Origin of the sequence: Noviherbaspirillum aerium (genome assembly GCF_008929045.1) — a bacterium.
Classification (GTDB): domain Bacteria; phylum Pseudomonadota; class Gammaproteobacteria; order Burkholderiales; family Burkholderiaceae_D; genus Noviherbaspirillum; species Noviherbaspirillum aerium.
The window spans coordinates 59703-85642 of the sequence record NZ_VFAH01000005.1 but is presented as its reverse complement, the minus strand read 5'-3'; the positions used below and the strand labels follow the sequence as shown (position 1 = coordinate 85642).

20 protein-coding genes and 1 pseudogene are annotated in these 25940 nt (G+C 63.7%); 4 read left to right on the top strand and 17 right to left on the bottom strand.

Translation table 11 applies throughout. The features are described 5' to 3' along the window. Nucleotides 1-6: 6 nt before the first annotated feature. A pseudogene (locus tag FH061_RS09720) lies at nt 7-645 on the bottom strand (DUF72 domain-containing protein); the annotation flags it as partial. A 316-nt stretch (nt 646-961) separates the two neighbouring features. Here FH061_RS09720 and FH061_RS09715 point away from each other — a divergent pair. Beyond that, nucleotides 962-1291: a hypothetical protein gene (locus FH061_RS09715; RefSeq protein WP_151635424.1), complete on the top strand. Its 330-nt coding sequence runs from the start codon at nt 962-964 to the stop codon at nt 1289-1291. Here FH061_RS09715 and FH061_RS09710 read toward each other — a convergent pair. Continuing rightward, the gene (locus FH061_RS09710; RefSeq protein WP_151635422.1) at nt 1279-2451 is read right to left on the bottom strand and encodes a GGDEF domain-containing protein; all 1173 of its coding nucleotides are present in this window, start codon (nt 2449-2451) and stop codon (nt 1279-1281) included. The genes FH061_RS09715 and FH061_RS09710 overlap by 13 nt on opposite strands. 234 nt (nt 2452-2685) lie before the next feature. Between FH061_RS09710 and FH061_RS09705 the strand changes: the two genes are divergently transcribed. Next, nucleotides 2686-2988 carry an EF-hand domain-containing protein gene (locus FH061_RS09705; protein ID WP_225984574.1) on the top strand — a complete coding sequence of 101 codons (303 nt, stop codon included), beginning with the start codon at nt 2686-2688 and terminating at the stop codon, nt 2986-2988. Between the two features lie 78 nt (nt 2989-3066). Here the strand turns inward: FH061_RS09705 and phhA are convergent, their stop codons facing one another. After that, the gene (gene phhA, locus FH061_RS09700) at nt 3067-3960 is read right to left on the bottom strand and encodes a phenylalanine 4-monooxygenase (protein WP_151635418.1); all 894 of its coding nucleotides are present in this window, start codon (nt 3958-3960) and stop codon (nt 3067-3069) included. Between the two features lie 127 nt (nt 3961-4087). Between phhA and FH061_RS09695 the strand changes: the two genes are divergently transcribed. After that, nucleotides 4088-4579 carry an Lrp/AsnC family transcriptional regulator gene (locus FH061_RS09695; RefSeq protein WP_151635416.1) on the top strand — a complete coding sequence of 164 codons (492 nt, stop codon included), beginning with the start codon at nt 4088-4090 and terminating at the stop codon, nt 4577-4579. Nucleotides 4580-4614: 35 nt separating this feature from the next. Here the strand turns inward: FH061_RS09695 and FH061_RS09690 are convergent, their stop codons facing one another. From FH061_RS09690 to FH061_RS09635, 12 genes are all read right to left on the bottom strand, one after another. Continuing rightward, nucleotides 4615-5301 (bottom strand): GNAT family N-acetyltransferase, encoded by a 687-nt coding sequence (locus tag FH061_RS09690; RefSeq protein WP_151635415.1) that lies wholly within the window; start codon nt 5299-5301, stop codon nt 4615-4617. Between the two features lie 223 nt (nt 5302-5524). After that, nucleotides 5525-10054 (bottom strand): EAL domain-containing protein, encoded by a 4530-nt coding sequence (locus FH061_RS09685; RefSeq protein ID WP_225984573.1) that lies wholly within the window; start codon nt 10052-10054, stop codon nt 5525-5527. Nucleotides 10055-10165: 111 nt separating this feature from the next. Next, nucleotides 10166-11197, bottom strand: a complete 1032-nt coding sequence (locus FH061_RS09680) for an ABC transporter substrate-binding protein (RefSeq protein WP_225984572.1) — start codon at nt 11195-11197, stop codon at nt 10166-10168. Nucleotides 11198-11347: 150 nt separating this feature from the next. Next, nucleotides 11348-12052 carry an adenylyl-sulfate kinase gene (gene cysC, locus FH061_RS09675; RefSeq protein ID WP_225984571.1) on the bottom strand — a complete coding sequence of 235 codons (705 nt, stop codon included), beginning with the start codon at nt 12050-12052 and terminating at the stop codon, nt 11348-11350. After that, nucleotides 12049-13326 carry a sulfotransferase family protein gene (locus tag FH061_RS09670; protein WP_151635414.1) on the bottom strand — a complete coding sequence of 426 codons (1278 nt, stop codon included), beginning with the start codon at nt 13324-13326 and terminating at the stop codon, nt 12049-12051. The genes cysC and FH061_RS09670 overlap by 4 nt, the downstream gene beginning before the upstream one ends. 120 nt (nt 13327-13446) lie before the next feature. Next, nucleotides 13447-15549 (bottom strand): TonB-dependent receptor plug domain-containing protein, encoded by a 2103-nt coding sequence (locus FH061_RS09665; RefSeq protein ID WP_225984570.1) that lies wholly within the window; start codon nt 15547-15549, stop codon nt 13447-13449. A 116-nt stretch (nt 15550-15665) separates the two neighbouring features. Further along, on the bottom strand, nt 15666-16484 hold the full coding sequence (locus tag FH061_RS09660; RefSeq protein WP_225984569.1) for a citrate synthase family protein: 819 nt from the start codon (nt 16482-16484) through the stop codon (nt 15666-15668). Next, entirely contained in the window at nt 16481-17371 is an 891-nt protein-coding gene (locus tag FH061_RS09655) for a citrate synthase family protein (protein WP_225984568.1), read from the bottom strand. The genes FH061_RS09660 and FH061_RS09655 overlap by 4 nt, the downstream gene beginning before the upstream one ends. Nucleotides 17372-17382: 11 nt before the next feature. Then, a complete protein-coding gene (locus FH061_RS09650) occupies nt 17383-19155 on the bottom strand; it encodes a thiamine pyrophosphate-binding protein (protein WP_151635403.1) in 1773 nt (590 codons plus the stop codon). Nucleotides 19156-19724: 569 nt separating this feature from the next. Next, nucleotides 19725-20960 (bottom strand): multifunctional CCA addition/repair protein, encoded by a 1236-nt coding sequence (locus tag FH061_RS09645; RefSeq protein ID WP_151635401.1) that lies wholly within the window; start codon nt 20958-20960, stop codon nt 19725-19727. Between the two features lie 10 nt (nt 20961-20970). Then, nucleotides 20971-21684, bottom strand: coding sequence for a glutathione S-transferase family protein (locus tag FH061_RS09640; RefSeq protein ID WP_151635399.1), 714 nt, complete (start codon nt 21682-21684; stop codon nt 20971-20973). A gap of 133 nt (nt 21685-21817) precedes the next feature. Beyond that, entirely contained in the window at nt 21818-23782 is a 1965-nt protein-coding gene (locus tag FH061_RS09635) for a lytic transglycosylase domain-containing protein (protein WP_151635398.1), read from the bottom strand. A gap of 257 nt (nt 23783-24039) precedes the next feature. Between FH061_RS09635 and FH061_RS09630 the strand changes: the two genes are divergently transcribed. Next, the gene (locus FH061_RS09630) at nt 24040-24633 is read left to right on the top strand and encodes a 5-formyltetrahydrofolate cyclo-ligase (RefSeq protein ID WP_318840978.1); all 594 of its coding nucleotides are present in this window, start codon (nt 24040-24042) and stop codon (nt 24631-24633) included. 85 nt (nt 24634-24718) lie between these two features. Here the strand turns inward: FH061_RS09630 and metF are convergent, their stop codons facing one another. Together metF and FH061_RS09620 are read right to left on the bottom strand one after the other, a co-directional pair. Continuing rightward, a complete protein-coding gene (gene metF, locus FH061_RS09625) occupies nt 24719-25558 on the bottom strand; it encodes a methylenetetrahydrofolate reductase [NAD(P)H] (protein WP_151635394.1) in 840 nt (279 codons plus the stop codon). Beyond that, the gene (locus tag FH061_RS09620; RefSeq protein WP_151635393.1) at nt 25555-25896 is read right to left on the bottom strand and encodes a phage holin family protein; all 342 of its coding nucleotides are present in this window, start codon (nt 25894-25896) and stop codon (nt 25555-25557) included. Before FH061_RS09620 ends, metF begins: the two co-directional genes overlap by 4 nt. Between the last annotated feature and the right edge of the window lie 44 nt (nt 25897-25940).

Below are 25940 nucleotides of genomic sequence, written 5' to 3'. Positions count from 1 at the left end.
GATGCACCAGACCTTGCGGCCCGCGCCGGCGTCGTTGCGCATGCGTGCGGCCAGATCGTCGAGATAGCTTTCGGAATAGGATGAGTGATACATCTCGGGCGAACCGTGCAGCCGCAGATAGACGAGGCTGCTGTCGGCGGCAATGTTTTCCAGCGGCATGACGGCCGGGTCGGCATACACATAGGCCACGTTGCGGCCGTGCAGCATGTCGGCCGCGGCGGGAGTGAACCAGCTTGCATGGCGCGGTTCGCAAACGATATCGACATCGATCAGCCGGTGCAGGCTTTGAAAGAAGTGACGCGCGACAGCCGGATCGAAGCGCAGGCTGGGAGGCAACTGCACCAGCAGGCAACCAAGCTTGTGTTCCAGGTGGCGCACCTCGCTGACAAACCTTTCAAGCAGTTCGTCCGTGTCCTGCAGCCGCGCCTCATGCGTGATGGCCTTCGGCACCTTGGCGGAAAAGCGAAAATCCTCGGGTACGCTGTCGCGCCACCGGGCGTAGGTAATCGGACGGTGCGGTCGATAGAAGGAAGTATTGATTTCGACCGCGGGCAATCCCCGGGAGTAGCGTTCGAGATGGCTGTCCTCGCCGGGAAAACGCGCGGCGACTGCGCTCGAGAGGCTCCAGCCGGCGCAACCTATCATGAACGATGTTTTCGATTGGTTTTGCATGAGGCATCCGGGTCGTTTTGGCGGTGGCACCGCATACTTTCCGGTTTGACCACAATGAATGGCATTGTGCAGTGCGAATTGATCCGCGTCAGAAGCGAAGGCAGAATGATTGCGCATGCCCATGCGCCGATCGGGGCGAACAACGGCAACAGGCAAGAATGCGGACCGGAACTTCATTCCGGTCGGCTCATCCAATTCGGGTATGCGCTTACTTCGTCGGCCGGCCGCAGCCGGGCTAGGGAAATTCAACGGCTTCTTCCGGCACGGGAAGTTTCAAAGGGAGTCATGAATGAAAGCACAGCGCGAAGAAATCCGGCAGCGCCTGGTCTTCATCGACCGCACCATCTTTCACGCGGTTCGCGCCTGTCATTCGGATGACAGCGTGCCCTCGGAACTGAAGGAGTGCGTCACGCGCATGTGTCAGCGTTCCACCCAAGCGCAGCAGGCGCTGCGCTCGTTCGATGAACGGGGAGTACGCGAAACAGTCGATGACCTTGCGCGCATCAGCGACGAAGCACAGCACAGGCTGCACCCCTCCGACGGCATGAATTACGAATTGAAGAGCGCCGTCATCCTCACCCATATTGAACTGTCGGCGCTGCAGTATCAACTGACCTGATCTGCCTGCTTCGCCGGCACCGGCCCTGCCTGCCTTTCCCCGTCTTCCGGAGCGAAGCCGGCCTGCTGCACGCGGTTCCTTCCCGCATGCTTGGCCTGATACAGGGCGTCATCGGTGCGCTTGATCATCGTCTGCACGCCATCTCCCGCGCAATAGCCGGCCACGCCGGCGGAAAAGCTGACCTGCAGGCCGTCGGCAATCTGCCCCCAGTCATAGGCATGCACTGCGGCGCGCAGCCTGTCGATGGTGGTATAGCCTGAATCGAGAGCGGCATCCGGCAACAGGATCGCAAATTCCTCGCCGCCGATGCGGCCGATCTGGTCGGCCGCCCTCAGGTTCTCGCCGGCCAGCAGGCACAGGCGTTGCAGCACCGCATCCCCGACCGGATGACCGAAACCGTCATTGATGGCCTTGAACCAGTCGAGGTCCAGCATCACGAGACAGAATGGCCTGCCGTTGCGCGCACTGCGCTGCAGTTCCGACTCCAGCAGGCCCATGAAGTGGCGGCGGTTGTAGACGCCGGTCAGATAATCCCGGTTGGCCATCTCTTCGATGCGGTGCAGCGAATGCTCCAGCTGCCGGTTCTTCTCCAGCAGTTTTTCCCTGAGCCGGCTGAAACCGGCGTTGGCCAGCGTCAGGCTGCGCAAGGTCATGAAGAAAAACAGCCAAACAAGGCCGACTTCCATGTTCGAATGACCCGGATAGGAAAACCGGTCACCGAGCAGGATCAGCGCCGCCGCCGTCACAACGCCGTAGGCCAGCCAGCCTAGGGTGTACTGGCGCGGATTGAATTCGATGGCCGCATAGCCGGAAAGCACGACCAGCACCAGGAGGAAAAGAACCGACAGCTTCGGCGCCAGAAACATGAAGCCGATCTGTATGCTGCCATAGACCAGCAGCTGGGGAACCAGCAGGTTTTTCCGCGTGAAGCGCAGATTCAGCCCCAGCCGGAAAAACACGTAGAAGCCGATTGCCGCCGCAAAGCTGACCAGGAAAAACAGCGCCGCGACCGATGCCGGGATGGTTCCGACAAGGGCGAACAGGAAAAGCTCGGCCGTCTCGATGGACATGTTGATGATCAGCAGGCGTGCCATATGCAAGCGATGGCCTTGTCGCTTGTACTCCCTGTCATCCGGATGCGCGGCTGGTCGAACTTGCATCGTTATATTTCCAAATGGAAATCACGATCTCACTCTAATGCTCGAAAGCGGTGCATGCAAGAAATTATTGTTTGTCAGCACCGCTGTTAGCCTTACTCCTTGTCTCTCCCATGTATGCTTGTTGTCTTTGACATAGATCGTCACAACTATGTAACAAGGCGTAAATGCCGTCGTGAAATGTTTTGTTGCTGCTTACATTCAATACACAACGAGCAGTACATATCGGAGGAAACAATGCAATTCATCCTGGCATGCATGGCCATCGGCACTGTGTTTGGAGCCGGCCTTGCCATTGCAACCGAGCCGAATCAGCAACCTGCGGCGGAGCAGTCCAAGTCCTTGCGTCACCTGGCCAGATTCAATGAAAAATTCAAGGCGGCGGATAAGGATGGAGACGGAGCCCTGAGCCGGGCGGAAGCCGAAAATGCGAATATGGATCGTGTCGTCACCCATTTCGACAAGCTGGACCTGAACGGCGATGGCAAGCTCACGGCGGAAGAAGTGCGCGCACTGCTGCGCAGCCGGTTGTCGAGCTGAGCCAGGCGCGGCACTGAAGCGGCAGCGCCGGCGGGGGCAGCCACCGGCAATTCCGGCAGCCTGCCCGACAGACCGGCTCTATGCGCCCTGCCCGCTGTTGGGCGGAATATTGATTTCACCTGGCAGCAAGGTATCGGCAGCCAGGTCGGGCTGCTTACTGAGCCGTTCGTACAGCGGCGAGAAGTCCGGCGCCGTTGCCTCGAACAGCTGCTGGAAATCGCGAATGACAAAATACGTTTCCTGGTACGAGTCGATCTTGTACAAGGTGCGCATCACGCGCTCGACCTCGAAGGGAATGCGACGCGGCGCAGGATCGGTCAGGCAATATTCCACCTCGCCGCCCGATGACAGGATGCCGGCGCCATAGGCGCGCAGCCCCTGGTCCGTTTCGATCAGGCCGAACTCCACCGTGTACCAGTACAGCCGCGCAAGATGCGTCAGGCCGTCGAGCTTGAGCGCCTTCAGGCCGCCCTTGCCGTATTGCTGCATATAGTCGGCGAAAGTCGGGTTGAACAGCAGCGGCACATGGCCGAAAAAGTCATGGAACACGTCGGGCTCGACGATATAGTCGAATTCATGCGGTTCGCGCAGCCAGACGGTGACTGGAAAACGCCGGTTGGCCAGATGCTCGAAAAAGGTCAGTTCGGGCACCAGTCCGGGTACCGCGACGAGTTCCCAGCCGGTGGCCTTGCGCAGCGCCTCGGTGGTCTGGTCGAAACGTGGAATGCCGTCGGCCGCATCCATCCTGGCCAGGCTCTCGATGAACACGTCGCAGGCGCGGCCCTGCATCAGTTTGGCCTGGCGCTGGTAAAGCCGGCGCCACAATTCATGCTGTTCCGGCGTGTAGGCGCTCCAGTCCTGCTGGACCACGTAATTGGCATCGCAGCGGCTGTAGTCGCCGCGCAGGGCGCCATTGTCCGATTTCTCTTCCAGGGTTTTGAAAAAGTCGGCTTGGTCGACTGTCGTGTTCATGGCGAGTCTCCTTGATCTGATGGGATCAGTATAGTCAAGGAGGACGGGCATAAAATTGCCAAATCTGCTTAGGTTTAAACAAGATGAGCAATAATATTGCCGATATTCCCATCGCCAAAGACACATCATGCCAAAAATCAATCTCGACAAAACCGACCGGAAAATCCTGTCGATCCTGCAGTCCGACGGCCGCCTGAGCAATCAGGAAGTCGCCGAGCGCGTCAGCCTGTCGCCGTCGCCCTGCCTGCGGCGCATCAAGAACCTGGAAGAGTCCGGGGTGATTCGCCAGTACGTCGCCCTGCTCGATGCGGACAAGATCGGTCTCGGGCTTCTGGCGTATGTGAATGTGCGGCTGGAAAAGCACAGCGACCTGCCGTCGGCCGGGGGACGGTCGCCGCTGTCCGACTTTTCCGCATCGGTCGCCAATTGGCCGGAAGTGGTCGCCTGTTATGCGATGACAGGCGATCTGGATTACCTGCTGCGGGTCCATGTCGAGGACATGGAGCACTTTTCCCGGTTCATGATGGAAACCCTGCTCAGGCATCCGGCGGTGACGGATGTGAAATCAAGCTTCGCGCTGCAGAAGATCAAGGAAACGACCGCGCTGCCCCTGGTGTAGCGTCGGCCCCGACCCGAGACGCGCCGGCGGCCGTTTTACTTCTTCCAGTTCGGCAGCTTGCGCAGCCATTTCATGGCGGCCTTGGTGTTGGCCTTGACCCCATAGTCGAAAAAGGCGAACTGCTCTTCGACGGCTTCGGCCAGCATGGTGCCGGGACTGGCCGGCTCAAGCTTGAGATAGGCATCGGCTTCACCGTATTCACGGTGAATTTTCATGCCGGCCTTGGCAGCGATATGAATCATTGTCTGGTTGGAAGACAGGCAGTGCATGTAAAGCGTGTCCACATCCTCATTGCGACAGTGAATGGCGGCCCGCTCGAACAGCTTCGAGCCGATTCCCATGCCGCGCGCGCTGGACGCGACCGAGACGCCGAATTCGGCGATGCGCTCCTTGAGCGTGGCATTGGTCAGGGTCGGCGACGCTTCCCGCGGCGTGAATGCGAGATGACCGACACCCAGCAGATGCAGGTTGTCGTCGTAGACGCCGAAGACGGCGTCGCGCGAGAAATCCAGGCGCTGGACGTAGCGGGTGATCAATTCGTCAGGCAATACCGTGCCGAAACGCAAAAGGCGATCGCTGTCGTCCAGCACAAGGAAATGCATCAGCATGCGGCGGCGGTCGCGTTCCGCCAATTCCTTGACCCTGACGGCGGGACGGCGTGCTCCGGTAGCGGGAGCGGTAGTCAATTCAGGCATCAGGCCTTCCAGTTCGGATGAATTCATGGAAACTCCTGCAGTGGATTGTGCGGCGCACAAAAGCCATTTTAGGCGATACGGCAAATGCTTGTTGCAGGCATTCCTGAATATACGGTCGCGTTGACCGGTCTCAATAGCGCAGAGCCGTGATGGCGGCATCCGTGGCATAAAGCCCACAGTCCATGGTGCAGCTGCAAGCGGCGGATCGAAAAAGGGGCGGGACCGATGGATTCCAGCGCCCCTTTCCCTGTTAGAAGCCCGGCAGGTTCGGGCTTGCGCTTTGCCATTTCGGCTGCTCCGTGCCGAGGAGCTCGCGCGCAAACTGTTCCGCCGGCACCGGCTTGCTCAGGTAATACCCCTGCATCAGGTCGCAGGAGCGCTCTTGCAGGAAGGCAAGCTGGGATGCGGTCTCGACGCCTTCGGCCACGACTTCCAGCCGCAGGCTGTGGGCCAGTGCAATGATGCCGGTGACGATCGAGGCATCATCGGCGTCATGCGGCACATCGCGCACGAAGGAACGGTCGATCTTGATGATGTCGACAGGGAAACGTTTCAGATAGGACAGCGAAGAATACCCGGTGCCGAAGTCATCGATCGAGAGCCGCACCCCAAGCCCGCGCAAGCGATGCAATGCTTCCAGCGTATCCTGGGCGTTTTCCATGAGTGTGCTTTCCGTGATCTCCAGTTCCAGCATGCCGGGGGCGATGCCGGTATCGTTGAGCGCCTGCTCGACGCTGGAGGCGAAATCCTTCTTCAGCAATTGCTTGACCGACAGGTTGACCGCCACGCGGATCGGCGGCAACCCGGCTTCCCTCCATGCCTGCAGCTGGCGGCAGGCGGTGCGCAGCACCCATTCGCCGAGCGGATTGATCAGGCCGGTCTCTTCCGCCAGCGGGATGAATTCCGCGGGCGATACCATGCCGCGCGTCGGATGGCGCCAGCGCACCAGCGCCTCGGCGCCGATGATCCTGCCGCTGTTGACCCGCGCCTGCGGCTGGTAGAACACTTCGAGCTCGTTGCGCTCAAGCGCCCGGCGCAGATCGTTTTCCATGCGCACATGTTCGGAAATCGAATGCTCCATCGAGGCTTCGAAGAACTGGAAGCCGCTGCCGGTCTTCTTTGCCCGGTACATCGCGGTGTCGGCATGCTTGAGCAGCGTGCCGACATCGGTGGCGTCATGCGGATACATGGAAATGCCGACGCTGGTGGACACGAAGATATCGTGGCCGTCGATCTGGAACGGCGTCGACAGGGCCCGGCAGATATTCTGCGCCGCCGTCACCGCGGCATTCGGCCCGATCACTTCGGCCAGCACCACGGTGAATTCGTCGCCGCCGAGGCGGGCGACGCAGTCGGCATTGCGCACGCTGCGGCGCAGGCGCTGCGCCACGGCGATCAGCAGGCGGTCGCCGACGTCGTGGCCGAGCGAATCATTGACGTTCTTGAAACGGTCGAGATCGAGGAACAGCACCGCCACCGCTTCGCCGGCCACGCGCGCCTGCTCGATGCGCCGGCCGAGCTGATCCATGAACAGCGCGCGATTCGGCAGGCCGGTCAGCAGATCGTTGTAGGCAAGGTGACGGATGCGCTTTTCGGCCTGGTTGGCTTCAATGATGCGGCGCACGCGCTGCGACAGCACGGCAAAATGGATCGGCTTGGGAATGTAATCGCTGGCGCCGGCGGCAAAGGCGCGCTCGACGGAGTTGTTGTCTTCCAGCGCGGTAATCATCAGCACCGGTATGGAGCCGCCGTTCGGCAGTTCCTGCACGCGGGCGCAGGCGGTAAAGCCATCCATCACCGGCATCACCGCATCCATCAGGATCACGTCCGGCTGGATCCGCTTGAGGATATGCAGTGCCTGCGCGCCGTCGGCGGCTTCCTCGACCCGGAAACCGTCGCGCTGCAGGGTGTGCCGCAGCGAGCTGCGCGTGCTGCGGTCGTCATCGACCACCAGCACCAGCGGCAGTTCTTCCGCATCGCGCGCGCTATGCCGCTCCGTGATCTTGCCTTCCGCGCCGAGCACCGCCGACACCGCATCGAAGGCAATGCGCAGGCGGGACACCAGCGGCTTGACCGCATCGAGCCTGCGGTCGATGGCAAGCTCCTCGGCTTCCTTGGCCAGCTGCGCCAGCGCCATCGCGCCGAGATTGCCGCTGCTGCCCTTGATCGAATGCGCCATGGCACGCGCGATGTCGGCATTGCCATCCTGGACCGCCTGTTCGAGCCGGTCCAGGTATCCCGGCGTGTCTTCGAGGAAGGGCGTGACGGTCTGCTGCAGAGCGGGGCCGAGGATTTCGCGCAGCTTCTCGAACACCTCGTCATTGATCGGGCTGCCGTCGCTGTCGCTGGTTTCCACCTCCGCCAGCATGGCGCGGCCGCTTGGTTCAAGGCGGGCCAGCCAGCGCTCCAGCTTCTGCCGCAGTTCCGCCAGCGTGATCGGCTTGGCCAGGTAATCGTCCATGCCGGCGGCCAGGCACTTGTCGGCATCGCCCGGCTGGGTATTGGCCGTCATCGCGATGATCGGCGTGCGCAGGCCGAGCGTTTCCTCGAAATTGCGGATATGCGCGGTCGCTTCATATCCGTCCATTTCGGGCATGCTGCAATCCATCAGGATCAGATCGAAGCGGCCGGTGCGGGCCGCTTCAACGGCTTCCCGTCCATTGGCGGCGAACTGGCATTCGCAGCCGTTCATCGACAGCATGCCGCCGGCCACCATCTGGTTGGTACGGTTGTCTTCGGCCACCAGCACCCGGTAATCCTTGGCCGCCGCTGTCCTGGCCGCCGTTTGCGCCCCTGTCTGGCCCGGCGCCGGTGGAGCCGCGGAGACCGCGGGCTCGTCGGGCAGCAGGCGCTGCACCGCATCCATCAGGCGCTCCAGGCGCAGCGGCTTGCCGAGATAGAGGTCGGCGCCGAGGGCGTTGTTACCCATCGGCATGGCGTAACGGTCCAGCACCAGCAGGCGCGGCGCCACCGCGCCGATGTCGAGGCGAAGCCGGCGCACCAGGTCGGCGCCGCGGTCGTCGGTGGCATCCACATCCATCACCACCAGGCTGTACGGCGCTCTTGCCTGTTCGGCGCGCGCGATTTCGGAGAGGGCTTCCGGTCCGTTCAGCACGGCGTTGCAGCGCATGCCGGCCGTCTCCAGGCTCTGGATGATGAAGCTGCGCACGATCAGGCTGGCATCGACCACCAGCACGCGCACGCCGTGCAGCGCGGGCGTGTTGCGGGCCGGCGGCTGGCTGGCCGCGGCGGCGCAGCGCACCGTGAACCAGAAGGTGCTGCCCTTGCCCAGTTCGCTGGAGACGCCGATATGGCCCTGCATCAGGTCCACCAGCTGGCGGCAGATGGCCAGGCCCAGCCCGGTGCCGCCGTACTTGCGTGTCGTCGAGCGGTCGGCCTGGGCGAAGGATTCGAAGATATGCTTGACCGCGTCGACGCTCATGCCGATGCCGGTATCGGCTACCTCGAAGCGCAAGCCGAAACGGCCTTCGCTCTCCGGTGCGGGAGAGACGCGGATGGCAACTTCGCCGTGCTCGGTGAACTTGACGGCATTGCCGATCAGATTGAGCAGCACCTGGCGCAGGCGCAGGGAATCGCCGCGCACCCGCTCGGGCACGCCGGGCGCCATCTGATAGCCGATCTCCAGGCCCTTCTGCTGCGCCTGCTTGGCCAGCAGTTCGATCACTTCCTCGACCACCTTGCGCAGGTCGAAGTCGATTTCCTCGAGCTCGAGCTTGCCGGCTTCCATCTTGGAAAAGTCGAGAATGTCGTTGATGAGCTCGACCAGCGAGCGGGCGGAGTTCCAGGCGATGTCAACGCATTCCTGCTGGCGCTTGGTCAGGCGCATTTCCTTGAGCATGTCGAGCATGCCGACGACGCCGTTCAATGGCGTGCGCACTTCATGGCTGACCGTGGCGGCGAACTGGGTCTTGCCGAGCGCGGTGCGCACCGCCTCGTCGCGCGACTGCTTGAGTTCGGCCTCACGCTCTTCCAGCACATCCATCATCTTGTTGAAGGCATGCGCCATGTCGATGATGTCGCGCGGCCCGCCGGGCACCGCCCGCATGCCGGACTCGCCGGCCTCGGCACGGCCCATCAGTTTGGACAGCGCATTGAGCGGCCTGATCATGTGGCGCGCCAGCAGGCGCATGATGCCGAGCAACACCGCCGCGAAGGACAGCGTGATGGCGAGATTGCCGACCAGGAGCGAGGCAACCAGCCGGTTATGGGTTCCTTTGCCGACCACGACATGCACATGGCCGAGCAGTTGCGGTTCGCGCTCCTGCATCTCGAACGGCGAACTGTCGGCCTGGCCGCCGTACACCGGCGCGCTGAAATACCATTCGCCGCTGGTGTCGCCCGCCAGTACCGCGTGCATGGATGGCGCCTTCAAGACGCGCGCCTCTTGCGCGGCGATGGCCTTGACGGTGACGCCGGGCTTGCTCTGCGCGTGCAGCGAAGCGCCCGTCGTATCGGTGATTTCCACCTGCAGCACGTCCGGGAACGCCAGCGTGGCGGCGATGCCCTCGCGCACATTGTCCGGAGAGCGGTACAGCAGCGCCAGTATGCTCTGGCGCGCCAGATTCTCGGCGATGCGCTGGCCCTGCTCGACCATGTAGTCTTCCATGCGCCGGCTGGCTTCCCAGGAATTCATCAGCGAGGAAAACAGGGCCAGGCCCAGGATGGCGGCGCTGACGACGACCGTCAGCTGGCGGCGAAAGCCTGTGCGGCTGAGATAGTTACGAAGCATGGATGACAGGTAAAGCAGTATGGGGCGCATCGTCGCGCCGTTGTTGCGGCATGCGGTGCTGCCGGTAGCCGGTCGGTGATGCGTGCAGATCCGCGCCGCGGGGCATGGTCCGTTCCGTGGGCATGTCGACGCTCCGCTGCATCATGGTTCAGGGAAAACCGCATCGAAGGTGCGCTGCTGCTGGTAACTGAGCGACAGGCCGAGATGGCCGGCGGTACGCACATTGACCGCGATATGCACGTCGCGCAGCGGCAGCATGCCCCTCCTGCGCTGCTCGCCCGTCAGATAGGCGATCGCCGACCAGGCCAGCGTGCGGCCGAGTTCGAGGTTGTCCGGATACAGCGCAAACAGCGCGCCTTTTTTCACATGCAGGAAGCTGCTGGAAAAGAGCGCGATATTGCGGTTCCAGGATTCCTTCAGCACCAGGGGCAAAATGGTGGTTTCGTCGACCGTGGTGGCATCCTGCGGCAGCCAGATGGCGTCGCGCTTGCTGTCGCTGGCGGCGAATGCGTGCTCGTACAGGCGCGCCGCGCTGGCCAGATCGCGCGCCTCGTGCGCCACCAGTTCCAGCCCCTGCGCGCGCGCGGCTTCGCGGGCCAGGCGGATCAGCCATTCATTGTTCTGCGGGTTGTAGACGACGATCACGCGCCGGGTGCCGGGCAGCAGGTTTTTCAGGCGTGAGAACAGCAGTGCCGGATCCGGCGTCAGGCTGACTGCCGTCATGGTCCGGCTGTCGGCTTCGGGCACGGCCAGCACGCCGCCGGCCACCACCGGCAATTCCCGGTCGAGCGCGGAGGTGGCCCTGAGCCCCTGGCGGCCGAGGGCAATGACCACCTTGGCGCCGTTGCGCTTGAGCTGCGCATTCAGTTCGGCCGGATCGGTATTGGCCGCGACCGGATAAGTGCGCATTGCCGACCTGGCATTGTCTTCGATGCCTTCGATGATGGTGGCGAAGATGCTGTGATACGGCTCGCCCAGCACCGGGTACACCACCGCAATGGAACCGGGAGCCTGCGGCTCCGCGCGCCTCTGCTCGCCGGCCTCGGCCGTCCCTCCCTGCGGCGCCGCAACGACCTGCCCGGAAACGACGGCCGACAGCAGGACCAGCGCCGCGCAGCATGCGCGCGCGCCGGACCATGCCTTGCGCCTGAACATCTTTCCGGTCGATTCCATATTCTTTTTAAAACCAAGAGTCACTCTATCCCGCTGACGGGACAGCATAGCCGATAAAACATGCCTTTCGGCAACAATAACGCGCTTTTCAGGGAGGCTGCCTGCCGGCCGCCCCTTGCGGATCAGGTTCATGAAGTTGCTGCAGCCAGCTCAACCGGCCTGCAGCGCCGGCGGCATCGCAAGGAAATCCTGCAACCGATGCAGAATGGCATCGACCGACTGGACAAGCGTCGCCTGCTCGGTATCAATGCGCAAGGCCGGCTCCAGAGGAACTTCATAAGGCGCGCTGATGCCGGTGAATTCCGTGATCGCGCCCGAGCGCACCTTGCGGTACAGCCCTTTCGGGTCGCGCTGCTCGCAGACCGCCAGCGACGTGCACAGATGCGTTTCGATGAAGCGTTCCGCGCCGATGATCTGCCTGGCCATGTCGCGGTCCTGGCGATACGGGGAAATGAAGGAAGTGATCACGATCAGCCCGGCGTCATTGAACAGCTTGGCCACTTCGGCGATGCGGCGGATGTTCTCGTTGCGGTCTTGAGGCGAAAACCCGAGGTCGCGGTTCAGCCCGTGGCGCACGTTGTCGCCGTCCAGCACATGGGCGGCATGGCCCGCGGCCACGAGGCGGCGCTCCAGTTCGAAGGCGATGCTGGACTTGCCGGCCCCCGACAGGCCGGTGAGCCAGACGGTGGCCGGCAGCTGTCCCAGCAGCCGGGCGCGCTGCGCGGCGTCGACCTTGCCCTGCTGCCAGGCGATATGTTCGGCGGCCGGCGGGAGCGACGGGCTCTGCGGCTGCGGCTGGACCTGCTGTTCCGGCATCGCCTGCGCCGGCCGGCGCATGATCATGAGCTTGTTCATTTTCCCTCGTAGGCAATGTCGTAGCGCTGGCGCACGAACATCATGCGGCGGTCGACTTCGGCGGCGCTGGTTCCAAAATCCTCGAGGGCATAGCGATGGCCGCCATGCAGCTGGTCCCTGTCGCTGTCGGCCAGCCACTGCGCCATGGCCTGCTCGACCTCCGGCGTGAAGTCGATGCCGCCGAACGCATAGACGCGCCGCATCACCGAGCGCCAGTCGCGGTTCATTTCCTCGTAGTGCACATCGATCTGCTGGCCGGGGGGAATGTGTTCGCGCTGCAGCATGCCGCGCTGCGCCGACTGCTGGCAGAAGTCCATCCAAATGTCGCGCGTCGAGGCGCGGCACGGCAGATCGGTGTGCTGGCAAGCGAAATGCCACATCAGCGACATCACCGAGCCCACCGTCTTGATCGGATCGCGGTGGGTGAAAACCAGGCGCGCGTCCGGAAAGACCTTCAGCAGCGTGCCGAGATCGAGCATGTGCTGCGGATTCTTCAGCACCCAGCGGGCGCCCTGTCCCTGGGAAGGGACGTGCCCCTGGCCGCGCGACCAGGCGATGAGCTTGAGCAGCTTGGCGGTATAGCGGTACACCTCGGTCTTGTCATAGTCGAGGAACCAGCGGTAATAGCCGGGGATGTTGAACATGCCGAGCACCGAAAAGCCGCAGAACGAATGGTTCATCAGCAGCATGTCTTCTTCCGGCCAGTCGGCGTCCATCGGATGGGCGACATAGCCGCCGGCATACACCTGGCGGCCGAGGGCCAGGAAGTTCTTCACTTCCTCGTAGCGTGCCTGCCGGCCCATGTCGGGCTGGCCCGGCCGAGGCGCCGGATTGAAGCCTTCCCATGTGGAGAGATGCTGCAGCCGCGCATCGGTGGCCATCATCCGCTGCAGCCGCGTGGTGCCGGAGCGGTGCGGGCCGACGATGACGATGGGCGCTTCGATGCCGCTTTCCAGGATTTCCGGATGCGCCTCGAAACAGGCATTGGCCCAGAGCCGGTTCTTGAGCGAGCGGATGGTGCGCATGCGTGCATTGAAGCGGCCGAAGGGATTGAGGTCGGCCTCGGTTTCGAGCGAATGCAGCAAGGCCCGCAAGGGCGGCAGAAAGCTGTCGTCGCCGAAGCGTTCAAGGCCGGTCTCGGCGCGTGCGGCGGCGATCAGCGACGCTTCCGACAGGTCGATCTTTTTCATGCCGAAGATGTTCCAGGCGCGCGTGCGGCGGTTGAACTGGCGTACGAAAGGCGGCTGATAGGCGGTGCTTGGTTTGGTATCCATTATTTTTCCTGGGCGGCTGGCTCATGGCAGCGGCCGTTCCTGGCTATGCGGAATGGACGAGGCATGGGTCCCTCCGCGGTTGATGCATTAACGCTTCGAATCTTGCGCAGCCGGCGGCTGTCACATGCTGTACACCGCCTGCAGGTAGATGGCTCGCGGAGCGAGCGGCAGATCGTTCGGAATCAGGCCGGGAGCGGGGCTGGGCTCGCGGACATCCGCATTGAACAGGTTGCGCACCGTGGCGCCGAATTCCCATTTGCCGTTGCCGCGCAGGCTGCGCAGCGACAGGTCGACCGTCTTGTAGTCGGCCACCGGAGGACGGAGATCGCCGGCCGCACGCTTGCGGTCCGCCACCCAGTTGAGCTGGCTGCCGGCCATCCAGCCGCTGGCGAATCGCCAGTCCGCGCGTGCATACAGATGATGGTGCGGCGCATAGCCGGCATCGCGGCCGGTCGATTCATCGATCGAGCGCTGATAGGAATAATTGCCCGACAGGCGCAGCGTGCGGGTGGCATCCCACACCGCCTCGATCTCCATGCCGTGTCCATGCTGGCCGCCGGTATTGCTGAAGGTCGATCCGAGCGCCGGCGCCGGATTGGGTACGGTGCGGATGATCTCGTCCATGGTGTAGCGGAATACGCTCAGGTTCAGCTGCAGGTCGCGCCGCGCCTGCCAGGCGAACGCCGCCTCCAGGGTGCTGATGGTTTCCGGGCTGAGGTCGGGATTGCCGCGCTGGACGGGATTGTTGATGCTGTATTGCTCCGAGAACGACGGCGCCCGGAAGGCGCGGCCGTACAGCAGCTTGGCCGTGACGTCGAGCGCGGCATCCCAGACCAGCGCAAGGCGCGGATTGGTGGTGCCGCCGAAGTCGGAATAGCGGTCATGGCGCACGCCGGCGGTCAGCGCCCAGTCACGGGCGAACTGCCATTCATCCTGCAGGTAGACGTAATCGACCTTGCGCCGCTGCGGCAGCATGAACGGCTGGATCAGCGAGTAGTCGGCCACCGGACCGGCGGGGATGGGCATGCCTGCCGCATCGAACACGTAATTCTTGTAGGTTGCCGTCTCGTACAGGTTCAGGTCGTCGTGGCCGACGCCGGCGCGGATGCTGTGGCCGGCAAAACCCGAATAGGTGGCAAAGGCGGACAGCCGCAGCTGCCGTTCCGAGGTGTCGGGATGGCCGATCATCCCTTCCGGGAAGGAGCCGCTCGGAAAGCGCGTGCCCGGCGGCCACAGCCGCAGGTCGACCGGGATGCGCTGGCGGTATTCGAAATAGCTGACGGTGGCGCCTGCTCCCCAGCCGGGAGCGAGCTGGGTGTCGGTCCAGGACAGGTCGGTATTGAAGCGTTCGCTCTTTTCCTTGCCGACCGGGTCGAGCGCCGAGGAAATGCCGGCGCCGGTGCCGAGGTCGTCGCGCTGCTTGTAGCCGACGTTCATGCGCCATTTCCCATAGCCGAGACCCAGGTTGGCGTCGAGCGCGTCATAGCCGACATTCACCGGCCCCGGCGCCAGGCTGGCGGAGGTGCGGGCGGTGCGGTCGCGCGCGGTCTGGGCATCGGCTTCGATGATGCGGCGCTGGCCGTCGGTCTTGCCGGCGCGCAGATAGGCGGCGATGTCGAGGTCGCCGACCTTGCCGCCGTGCTGGATCCAGGCGCTGCGGGTATGGAACGAGCCGGCGCGCACGCCGACATGGGTGCCGGCCACATCGGCCGCATTCTTGGTGATGATGTTGATGACGCCGGAATAGGCGTCGGCGCCGTACAGCGCCGATCCGGGACCGCGGATGATTTCGATGCGGGCGATGTTCTCGACCGGATAGCCGCCCCAGATATTGCCCTTGTTGCCCTGGAAGAGCGTGGTCATCGGCACGCCGTTCTGCAGCATCAGCGTCTGCGGATTCTGGCCGCTGTAGATGCCCCGGATCAGGTAAAGCGAGCTGTAGGTGTTGGGCGCGTTGCTGACATGGATGCCAGGCACGGTTTCCAGCACCTCGTCGAGGTCGGTCGCGCCCATGGCGGCGATATCCTCGGCGGTGATGACGGTGGCGACCGCCGGCGCGCGGCGCAGCTGCTGCTTGCTGCCGGTGGCGATGCTGATGGTGGATTTGTCGCCGTAGACCAGCGCCAGGTCTTCCTCTTCGCCGGCATCGGCGGAGCGGGCAGCGGGAGCGTGGACGAGCAGGAGCGCGGCAAGCGTCAGAGGAAGCGCATACAGGGGTTTCAAGAAATTCCTCCGGCCTGTGATTGTGCAGAGCGGTAACAGTCTAGTGGAACGCTTTGTAACAGTCCATTCTCCAAAGCAAATATTCCGGGCAGCGTCACGCACCCGCGACAGCCTGATCATTTTTTCCATGCCCTTTTTCCAACGCCTTCGTAGGCGATGCCGTCGCAGGGCGTGGGGAACAGCGTTCCCTCCGGCTTCTGCGCCGCTTCCACCAGGCAGGGCGGCATGCCGGCGAAGAACAGGGGCACCCTGAAAATCTGGAATTCGCGGGCGGACAGGCCCATGTCGGCGCCCAGCGAGGCCGTCATTGCCGCATAGTTCATGCGCAGCGCGGGCTTGCCGAGCTCCATCAGAATGCGTTCGACTTCCTGCGCCATCCTGAAATAGCTGCCGTCGGCCAGCCCGAGCGAGCGGGCCAGGCCGGAAAGCCAGGGCAGACGTTCGTCATGCGCTTCGATCGGCCGGCCGTAGCCGTACAGATGGCGACCGGAGGCAAGCTCCTGGCTGATGAATTCGCGCAGCGGCTGTCCGCCGTCGACCGCCTTGCGCGCACGGTAAAAGAAGTTGATCGCCCGCAGGCCGGGGCCGCCGCCGTAGATGCGCGCCTCGGATACCGCCAGCGCCGCGGTCAGGCCCAGCACCGGCGAACTGCGCACGTTGCCGGCCAGCGCGGCGACGCGGTTGTTCCAGAGACGGGTATCCGGATAGCTGGTGTTGACCCAGATGCCATGCAGCAGCCGCAGCTGCTGCGGCGTGAAGCGGCGGCCGGTGATGCCGTAGACATACAGGTCCATCCAGTCGGCATCATGAAATTCCTGATGCAGGTCATGGCCGCGGAATATCGCATGGCTGCCCGGCCAGCAGGCGCCGACACGGGTACGCAGGATGCCGGCTTCGGCGGCGAGCAGTTCGGGGCCCTTCATCTGGCTGGTCATGCTTGCTGTCTGCTTTCTTGCTGGTCTTGCTGATCTTGCCGCTGGTCCCTCCGCTCGCCGCCGGTCGCCGCGCCTTCCTGCAGCTCGACCGCGTAGAACGGGAATTCGGTGTATTTCTTGCGCTGCTGCTCCAGCGCATGCATGGCCGCGCCGGGCAGGCGCAGCAGCAGGAACAGCATCTCGCCCTCTTCCGGCGCAAGGCCGAGATCGCTGAAGGCGGCGGCGGCCACGCCGGTCTGTTCCAGCGGCATGCCGGCGGCTTGCTCGAGCGCTTCGCGCTGTGCGGCCAGCCAGTTCAGGCGCGGCGTTCCGCCGATGCGCGCCAGCGTCGCCAGCAGTTGCCGGGTCGACGTGGCGCAGGCAGGCGCATGCGGCTCGAAGCCGGGCGGATGTTCGCGCGCCGGCCAGACTTCGATCACGGCCGCGTCTTCGGCCTGCGCTTGCCGGAGATGCCGGCGCCATGCATCGGCATCCATGCCGCACGCCCTCCAGGCCAGCATCGCATCATGCACGTCGCGCGCGCCGTGATAGCGTCCGGCGCCGACGGCCAGCGCCGCCATCAGGGATGCGGCCGCATTGGAGCCGGCAATGCCGCCGCACATCGCGGCATGCACCGAAGGGTCGCGCGGACCGGGGTTGGCCAGCGCCACGGCCAGCGCTTCGAGCAGATCGAGCGCGGCCGGTTGCGGCAGTTCCGGGCGCAGCAGCAGAAACAGCATTTCCACCCAGCGGGCATTGCCGACCATGTCGCCGAACACATCGTAGCCGCGGCAATAGGCGGCGCGCGTGGCGAAGCGGTTGTCCGCCTCCGGCTCTTCTTTCCAGATTTCGGTATGGATCAGCGGCAGGGATTGATGGGGTTTGTCGCTCACTTGAGAGTCTTTCATGATGGAGCGGCTTACACCGCGGTGCCCAGCACGCGCATGCGCAGGCTCATCGGCGGCACCTCTTCCGCATCGATGCGGACATCGAGCAGCGTCGGCCCGCGGCGTTCGCGGATCGCGTCGATGTCGAGCCCGGCAAGATCCTGCAGGCAATGGATGGTATGGGCCTGGGCGCCGAGCGCGTGCGCAAGCGCGGCGAAATCCGTGTGAGGCAACTGGTGCGCAATGCGCTCGGCGCCGGCCAGCCGCTGACCATGCTTGACCATGCCCAGCGCGGCATCGTTGAGCACCACGAACACCACATTGAGTTCTTCCGCGACGGCGGCCGACAACTCCTGGCCGTTCATCAGCATGCTGCCGTCGCCGGTGATGCAGACCACGGGCGCATCGGGATTGCCGAGCGCGGTGCCGATTGCGCCGCCAATGGCCCAGCCCATCGGCGCAAAGTCCATCGTCACGCGCAGCCAGCCGCCCTTGCCGGCCGAGGGCGCTCCGCCGGGCGCATCGGAAGAACCCGGCGCTTCCGGCGACAGATAATGGATGGCCCAGGCGAAGCTGTTGCCGGAATCGGCCAGATAACGGGTATGCGACGGGAACAGCCGGCCGAGTTCCTGCATCAGCTGCTGCGGCTTGACCGGGTCGTCGCTGTTGACGCCTTCATGAATGGATAGCGGCGGCACGCCGCGGTGCTGCGGCCGCACATCCGATGCGGGCCGTTCGAGCACCGGTCCGGGTATCGGCATGGCGGGCGGCACCTGCATGCGTTCGACCAGCCGGGCGGCGACGGCGGCGATGCGTCCGCGCACGTGCAGCCTGGCCATCGGCGTGCGAACCAGGTGCTCTTCGCACTCATCGACATGGACCAGGCGGTGGTTGAGCACCGCATCGCTCCAGCCGCCGCTGGTCCACTCATTCATGCTGGCGCCGAACGCCACGATCAGGTCGACCGACTTGTCGCGCAGCGCCATCTCCGCCGAGGCATGTCCGGCAAAACCGAACACGCCGCGAAACAGGGGATGCCGCGGATCGATCAGGCCCTTGGCATCGGGAGTCACGATAAAGCCGGCCTCCCGGTGCATGGCGATATCGAGAAGCGAGGCGATCGCTTCGCCGCAGGATCCGCCGATGAGCAACAAGGGATTTTTCGCTTCCTGCAATTGCGCGACGAGCATGTCGGCCGCCTGCACGTCCAGCATGGCGGCCGGCTTGAGCATGCCCTTGATGTCATGGGCCACGCCGGATCTCGGCAAGGGAGCTTTCAGAATATCCAGCGGGATGCTCAGGTGGGCCGGGCCGCCCGGCGTGCGGGTGGCATGCATCAGCGCGGCGACCAGCTTGTGCTCCAGCTGGTCCGCATGCGTGACCAGGGTGTTGTAGCGTGTGCAGTGACTGAACATCGCCACGATATCGATGCCGGTGCAGCTGGATTCCTGCAGCGCGCGCCGGCCGAAATTCGGCAGCGCCGGCTGCCCGGTGAGCACCAGCATGGGAATGGCGTTGTCATAAGCGCAGGCAACGCCGGTGATCATGTTGGTCGCGCCGGGCCCCGAGGTGCCGCAGCAGACGCCGAGCTTTCCGGTCTCGCGCGCATAGCCGTCGGCCATGAAAGCGGCGCCGGCCTCGTGCCGCGCCAACACCGGCCGCGGGCCTCCGCGCCTGCTGCTGCGCGCCAGTGCGTTGTAGAGCGGTTCGATCGCGCCGCCGGGGACACCGAACACATACTCGACGCCAAGCTGTTCAAGATAGGCAACGATCAGATCGGCGGCGTCGTGAAGCTGTCCTTCCATTGAAGTCCGCCAGCCGGCTGTTCCGGATACAAGCGGAGTGGTAATGCGCATGTCGAAGTTATCCCTGAATGATGTATGGCTGCCGTGTTCTCGCCAGTACGGCATTGCGGCATTGCGGCATTGCGGCATTGCGGCATTGCGGTTGCGATGCCGATATCGGCGAAGCGAACGCACGGAGTTGAGCGCGGCCATGGTACAGCAAGGCGGATGAGACTCATTGCATCAATACCGATGGAATACGCCGCTATTTCGCCATTGCCTTCCCGCTTTCCTTTTACCGCTACGGCAACGGCACGGCATGCCGATACGGTAAGAAGATGGAAGCGCATGGAAGCGTTCTACCGAAAGTCACAAAGAGGGTTGGATACGGCCCGCATGAAAGCGTTCCTTCAGGAATCTTTTTCTAAAGAAATATTTATCAAGAGTGGGATGATGGATTGCGCTGCGGTGTCGTATTGGCAAGCATCTGTCGCTTGCCGACAAGGCCCCATGCAATGTCAGTCAATGTCTATTCCGCACGGGAATGACGGCCGATGGCGCGCACAGCTCCTTGCGCCATGGCGGCAATATCAGGAAGGCTGCGGCCGTGCGAGGCTGCCGACGGCTGCCACCCGGGCCGCATGGATGGCCTCGGGAATACGCTGCGGCGCCGCGCCGCAGCTTCTGGCGATGTCGCCCGCATTGACCGACTGCGCGGCATGCAGTACCGACTCCAGGTAGGCCGCTTGCGGAAAGGGCGCGTCGGCGAAACCGGCGCGGCCGTAATGGTCGCATTCGGATGCCCGCACCATATCCAGGAAGCGCTGCGGCTTGCGGAAGGCATCGCAGCGTTCGAGCAGAGTCACCAGCGTATTGGCCCGCATCTCGAGCGCGCGCATCACGTTGCCATGTTCGCGCGCGGCCATCACCGCGAGGTCGCGGCAGTCGTTGGGGATCTTCAGCCGCTTGCATACCTGCTCCACCAGCTGCACGCCGCGTCCCTCATGGCCGTAATGCTTTGGCCATTCCTCGGCCGGCGTCGCGCCCTTGCCGAGATCGTGCAGCAGCGCCGCACAGCGAATCGGCAGATCGAAGCCCCGTGCCGCCGCATGATCGATCACCATCATCACATGCACGCCGGTATCGATTTCGGGATGATGCTTCTCCGGCTGGGGCACGCCCCATAAGGCATCGAGCTCCGGCAGGATGCGCGCCAGCGCGCCGCAGCTGCGCAGCACGTCGAACATGCGCGAAGGCCGCGCCTCCATCAGGCCGCGCGACAATTCCTGCCATACCCGCTCCGGTACCAGCGCATCGACCTCGCCCGCCTCGACCATGTCCTGCATCAGGCGGTTGGTTTCCGGGGCCACGGTGAAGTCGGAGAAGCGCGCGGCGAAACGCGCCACGCGCAGGATGCGCACCGGGTCTTCGGCGAATGCCGCGGACACATGGCGGAATACGCGCGCCTGCAGATCCCTCTGTCCGCCGAAGGGATCGATGATGACGCCGTCCTCCGCGTCTTCCCTGCGCGCCATGGCATTGATGGTGAGGTCGCGCCGCACCAGGTCCTGTTCCAGAGTGACATCGGCGTCGGCATGGAAGACGAAGCCCTTGTAGCCCGGCGCGGTCTTGCGCTCGGTGCGGGCCAGCGCATATTCCTCGTGGGTCTTCGGATGCAGGAAGACCGGAAAGTCCTTCCCTACCGGCGTGAAGCCGGCGGCGATCATCTGCTCGGGCGTCGCGCCGACCACCACATGGTCACGGTCCTGCACCGGCAGGCCGAGCAAGTCATCGCGCACCGCGCCGCCGACCACATACGTCTTCATCGCCGCACCATCAGTCCGGATAGATATCGAATTTTTCCAGGCGCTCGCCTTCGGCCACCGCTTCGCCCATCCATTGCGCGACGGCGGGATGCGAGACGACGCGGTCCATGTAGGCCTGCAGTACGGGCGGCAGCCAGACGCCGTAGGTGCGGAAGCGCATCACCACCGGTGCATAGAAGGCATCGGCGATGGAGAAGTCGCCGAACAGGAACTGGTGAGGACCGGAACGGGCAAGGCAGTCTTCCCATATTTCGCCGATGCGGGCGATGTCGGACTGCGTGCCGGTGGTGCGGCCCTTGCCGGGAAAGCTGGCGCGGATATTCATCCACATCGATGAACGCAGGTCGGTAAAGCCGGAATGCATTTCCGCACAGACCGAGCGGGCGATGGCGCGGGCGTCGGCATCCCGCGGCCACAAGCCCTTGTCCGGAAACTGCTCGGCCAGGTATTCGCAGATCGCCAGCGAATCCCAGATCCTGGTTTCGCCGCAGACCAGGACGGGAACGCGGCCGGCCGAGGAGTACTGGGCAATGCGCGACGACGTGTCGGGACGGCCAAGGGGAATGCGCACTTCCTCGAAGGGAATGCCGAACGCAGTCATCGCCACCCATGGGCGCATCGACCAGGAAGAGTAATTCTTGTTGCCGATCACCAGTTTCAAGCCCGCCTTGCCCGCGGCATCGAGGGTTTGCTCAAGGGTTGGATCGAGTTCTGTGCTTTGCATACGTCTTGTCCCATTCTTAACGAAGCTGCCATGCGAAAATGCCGCGCTGCGGCGTGATCGCTGCAGCGCGGCATTCGAGGATAAAGCTTTTGCGCCGGTTTGCAAACCGGCACGCAACCGAGGACCCGGAACCTCAGGGCAATTCGCTGGGCGCGAATCCCTTGGGCGCCACGGTGCCGAGGCGCGCCTTCAGCGACTGCGGCTTGCCTTCGAACAGCGCGGCATAGTATGTCGCATTCGACAATACTTTCTTCACGTAATCGCGGGTCTCGTTGAACGGGATCGACTCGGCGAAGACCGCCCCTTCGACCTGGCGCTGCAGCGTCGAACGCCATGCGCGCGGACGGCCGGGGCCGGCATTGTAGGCGGCGGTGGCCATTGCCTGCGAACCTTCCAGGTCGTTGAGCACCATGTTCAGGTAATTGGTGCCGAGCGTGATGTTGGTATTGATGTCATTGACCTGGCTCGGCGTGAAGCCTTCCAGGCCGATCTTGCGGGCGACATACTGCGCCGTCGCCGGCATCAGCTGCATCAGGCCGGAGGCGCCCACATGCGAACGCGCATTCAGGATGAAGCGCGATTCCTGGCGGATCAGTCCATATACCCAGGCCATGTCGAGGCCGAGGCGCTCGGTCGAGGCGCGCATCACATCACGGTAAGGCGACGGGAAGCGCTGAGTGAAATCGAACTCCGACCTGGTGCGGTCGGAAGTGTTGACCATGCGGTCGAGCACATTCTTCTGCCGCGCGAATTCCGCCGCCGCCAGATGCTGGCGATCGTTCATTTTGCGCAATTCCCAGTTCCATTCACGATAGCCTTCGAAACGCATGTTCAGGTCGAAGAACTTGAGCGCGCGCTGGAATCCCGCATTGCTCGCCATCGGCGCGACCTCTTCCGCCGTCACGGCCTGGGCGCGCGGCGGGATGTTGATCTTCTGTCCGAGTTCTTCCAGCGCGAGTTGGCCATAGAAATCGTTCTTGTCGGTGATCGATTCGAACAGCTTCTGCGCTTCCTCGGTCTTGCCTTCGGCGCGGTAGGCCCGGGCCAGCCAGTAAACCCAGGGGGAGTCATTGGCCAGCGCCGCCGGCATGGCTTCGATGGTCGTCCTTACCTGCTTCCACTCGCCAGCGCGCAGCGCAGTACGCGCTTTCCACTGGTGACCTTCCAGCGACAGCGTCGCGCCTGCGGTGCGATGCCAGTAGACCGCGGCTTCGGGAAGAAGCTTGAGCGAAGCCGGCAGCGCGATCTGCGCCCAGGCCTGCGCGCGTTCGCGTTCGCTCAGGCGATTGGCGCCGGCGACCAGCGCATCGACCGCGCGATCGGGATTGTTCTTGGCGCTGCGTCCCAGTGCAAGGATGAAGACCTCGTTTGCGGCACGGCCGCTGCCGGGTCCGCGCGCCAGCACCGCGTCCGGCTTGTCGAGCGCCTGCATCAGCGCGGTTTCGCTGGCGTCGGTCAGCGGCGCGAGGCGGCGGACGGTGCCGGGGAAACCGGATTCCGCGACCAGCCTGATCTGCGCCCACACATCGTCCTGGGTGAACTGGCCGGCCTGGACCAGCGTCGTGATCAGGGCCGGACAGGCCTCGCCGTAATTCTGCGGGCCGACCAGCACGGTGCGCGCCTCCTCGGCCACATTCTGTCCCTTCTGCGCCTTCGACATCAGCGCATAGCATTTGAGCTGGGTGTCATCGTTGAGCGCGAACAGCGGATATTGCTCGTCGAACAGCGTCCAGTTGCGGGCGCGTCCAAGTTCCAGCAGCCAGTCGTTGCGCAGGCGGTCGGCGATGGCCTGGCCGTCATAACGCGTCAGGTAACCCCGGATTTCCTGTTCGGAGGCGGTGAGAATGCGGGGGCGCAGGCGGTAATAGTCGACGTAGGAAGGCATCAGATAATTGCCGAGCTTGGCGGCAAGCTCCTCGACCCGCGCCAGATCGCCGCTGCGCGAGGCATCGCGCAAGGCAATGAAGACATCATCATCGGAGGCAAACGCGGGCGCGGCGCGCTGGGGTGCCGGCTTCTTTGCAAGGGCTGCCTGGGGCAGCAGCACGACCGAGGCTGCGGCGAATGCAACGCCCGCCATCCATTTCATAGGAGACATCAAAAACCGCTTTCAAAAAATACGTGTCTGATTCAAGCATGTCGCACAGTCGCCGGGACCAACGGGATGCGCGCAGGAGATGCTCTAGTGGAGTGAGCCGGAAATTCGTTGATGGCAAATGATCATGTCGAGACCAGGAAACGAGCCCGGCAGGGCCGAAGCCTTGCGCGCATTCCAGACGCGGTATCGCGCGGTATCGGGATGCTCCTCATGCATCACTTGACCAACAAATTTTTAACTCGCACCACTAGAATAGCATGCGCAATCACGACCAACCCGACCACGCCATGCCGAATGCCATGTCAACCAAACCGACCAAAATCGCCTTGCGAAAGACATTGCTTGCCAACAGACAAGCAATGTCCGCCGAAGTTCGGCAAGAGATGGATGGTTGCATTGGCGAGCGCGTGGAAGCGTGGTGCATTGAGCATCCTTTGCGCACACTCGGCGTGTATTGGCCGATACGCGGCGAACCGGACTTGCGAAACGCATATGAAAAGCTTGCGGGACGCGGCATTGCGCTGGCCCTGCCGGTGGTGGTCGGCAAGGAGGCGCCGCTGCGCTTCATTGCATGGACGCCGGGGGACGCGATGCAAAAAGACCAATACGGCATCGCCATTCCGGCAGGCGACAAAGAACTGCTTCCCGATGCGGTGCTGGTGCCGTGCGTCGGCTTCAATGAGCAGCGCTTCCGGCTGGGATATGGCGGAGGATTCTATGACAGGACGCTGGCGCAGGCGCCGCGTCCGGTGACGGTGGGAATTGCCTATGCGGCATCGCTCACCGAATTTGAAGCGGATGCATTCGATATCGCGCTCGACCGCGTGATCACCGAGTCCTTGCAGCTTTGACGGCGGCGTTGATGGCAAGGGCGGCCATCAGCCGACGGCCGCCACTATCGCGAGCGTCTGCGCCCTTGCCTGTCCTTGCCCGCCCTTACCGGTTCGACAGGTCCAGCCGCTTCCACAATGCCGTGGTCGTGGCCGCCTGATTGAGCGAATAGAAATGCATGCCCGGCACGCCGCCGGCCAGCAATCTTTCGCACAGATCCGTGACGACGTCGAGGCCGAAGGCCTTGATCGATTCGGTGTCGTCGCCGAAGCTGGCCAGCTTCAGGCGAATCCAGCGCGGGATCTCGGCGCCGCACATGTCGGAAAAGCGGCTCAGCTGGGAGTAGTTCGTGATCGGCATGATGCCCGCGACGATGGGCACGTCGACGCCGGCCTTGCGGGCATCCTCGACGAAGCGGAAGTAGGCATCGGCATTGTAGAAATACTGGGTAATGGCGGCATTGGCGCCGGCCTTGACCTTGCGGGCGAAGCTCTGGATATCGTCCTGCGGCGACCTCGCCTGCGGATGGGTTTCCGGATAGGCCGCGACTTCGATATGGAACCAGTCGCCGGTCTCGGCGCGGATGAATTCCACCAGCTCGTTGGCATAACGGAATTCGCCCGATGCGCCGTAGCCGCTCGGCAGGTCGCCGCGCAATGCCACCACGCGGCGGATGCCGTTGGCCTTGTATTCGCCGAGGATGGCGCGCAGGCTTTCGCGCGAGCTGCCGATGCAGGACAGATGCGGCGCGGCCTCATACCCTTCGCGCTGGATCTCGAGCACGGTTTCCAGCGTGCCCTTCTGCGTCGATCCGCCGGCGCCGAAAGTCACGGAAAAATACTTCGGCCGCAGCTCGGCCAGCTTGGCGCGCGTCGCGCGCAGTTTCTCCGCGCCCTCCGGTGTCTTCGGCGGGAAAAACTCGATGCTGAAATTCTTTTGTGTCATTTTTTAAGCAGTAGAGCAGAGAGTGCCCACGAGATCAGGCTGTACAGCAGCGCGCCCGCGACCGCCGACCAGAAGCCGGCGACGTAAAAGCCGCTGACGAAATTCGCGACCACCCAGAACATCAGCCCGTTGACGATGAAGATGAACAGCCCCAGCGTGAGCAGCGTGACCGGCAGGGTCAGCAGCACCAGGACGGGTTTGATCAGCACATTGACCAGGCCGAGCACCAGCGCCGCGATCAGCGCGACAACGAAATTCTCGACGTAGACCGTCTTCATCAGAAAAGGCACGATGAACAATGCCGCGGCATTGATCAGCCAGGTAAGCAGCAAACGCATGTCGACCTCCTCTTGCCGGCAATGCAGGGAGCGCGGCGGAAGGG

Bases quoted from the DNA above. Each gene is read 5' to 3' on its own strand.
- FH061_RS09655 (WP_225984568.1), bottom strand. From the start codon at position 17,371: ATGAAAGACTCTCAAGTGAGCGACAAACCCCATCAATCCCTGCCGCTG.
- cysC (WP_225984571.1), bottom strand. From the start codon at position 12,052: ATGAACAAGCTCATGATCATGCGCCGGCCGGCGCAGGCGATGCCGGAA.
- FH061_RS09695 (WP_151635416.1), top strand. From the start codon at position 4,088: ATGCCAAAAATCAATCTCGACAAAACCGACCGGAAAATCCTGTCGATC.
- phhA (WP_151635418.1), bottom strand. From the start codon at position 3,960: ATGAACACGACAGTCGACCAAGCCGACTTTTTCAAAACCCTGGAAGAG.
- FH061_RS09710 (WP_151635422.1), bottom strand. From the start codon at position 2,451: ATGCAAGTTCGACCAGCCGCGCATCCGGATGACAGGGAGTACAAGCGA.
- FH061_RS09640 (WP_151635399.1), bottom strand. From the start codon at position 21,684: ATGCAAAGCACAGAACTCGATCCAACCCTTGAGCAAACCCTCGATGCC.
- FH061_RS09690 (WP_151635415.1), bottom strand. From the start codon at position 5,301: ATGAATTCATCCGAACTGGAAGGCCTGATGCCTGAATTGACTACCGCT.
- FH061_RS09715 (WP_151635424.1), top strand. From the start codon at position 962: ATGAAAGCACAGCGCGAAGAAATCCGGCAGCGCCTGGTCTTCATCGAC.
- FH061_RS09645 (WP_151635401.1), bottom strand. From the start codon at position 20,960: ATGAAGACGTATGTGGTCGGCGGCGCGGTGCGCGATGACTTGCTCGGC.
- FH061_RS09670 (WP_151635414.1), bottom strand. From the start codon at position 13,326: ATGGATACCAAACCAAGCACCGCCTATCAGCCGCCTTTCGTACGCCAG.
- metF (WP_151635394.1), bottom strand. From the start codon at position 25,558: ATGACACAAAAGAATTTCAGCATCGAGTTTTTCCCGCCGAAGACACCG.
- FH061_RS09660 (WP_225984569.1), bottom strand. From the start codon at position 16,484: ATGACCAGCCAGATGAAGGGCCCCGAACTGCTCGCCGCCGAAGCCGGC.
- FH061_RS09650 (WP_151635403.1), bottom strand. From the start codon at position 19,155: ATGGAAGGACAGCTTCACGACGCCGCCGATCTGATCGTTGCCTATCTT.
- FH061_RS09620 (WP_151635393.1), bottom strand. From the start codon at position 25,896: ATGCGTTTGCTGCTTACCTGGCTGATCAATGCCGCGGCATTGTTCATC.
- FH061_RS09685 (WP_225984573.1), bottom strand. From the start codon at position 10,054: ATGCGCCCCATACTGCTTTACCTGTCATCCATGCTTCGTAACTATCTC.
- FH061_RS09705 (WP_225984574.1), top strand. From the start codon at position 2,686: ATGCAATTCATCCTGGCATGCATGGCCATCGGCACTGTGTTTGGAGCC.
- FH061_RS09630 (WP_318840978.1), top strand. From the start codon at position 24,040: ATGCGCAATCACGACCAACCCGACCACGCCATGCCGAATGCCATGTCA.
- FH061_RS09635 (WP_151635398.1), bottom strand. From the start codon at position 23,782: ATGTCTCCTATGAAATGGATGGCGGGCGTTGCATTCGCCGCAGCCTCG.
- FH061_RS09680 (WP_225984572.1), bottom strand. From the start codon at position 11,197: ATGGAATCGACCGGAAAGATGTTCAGGCGCAAGGCATGGTCCGGCGCG.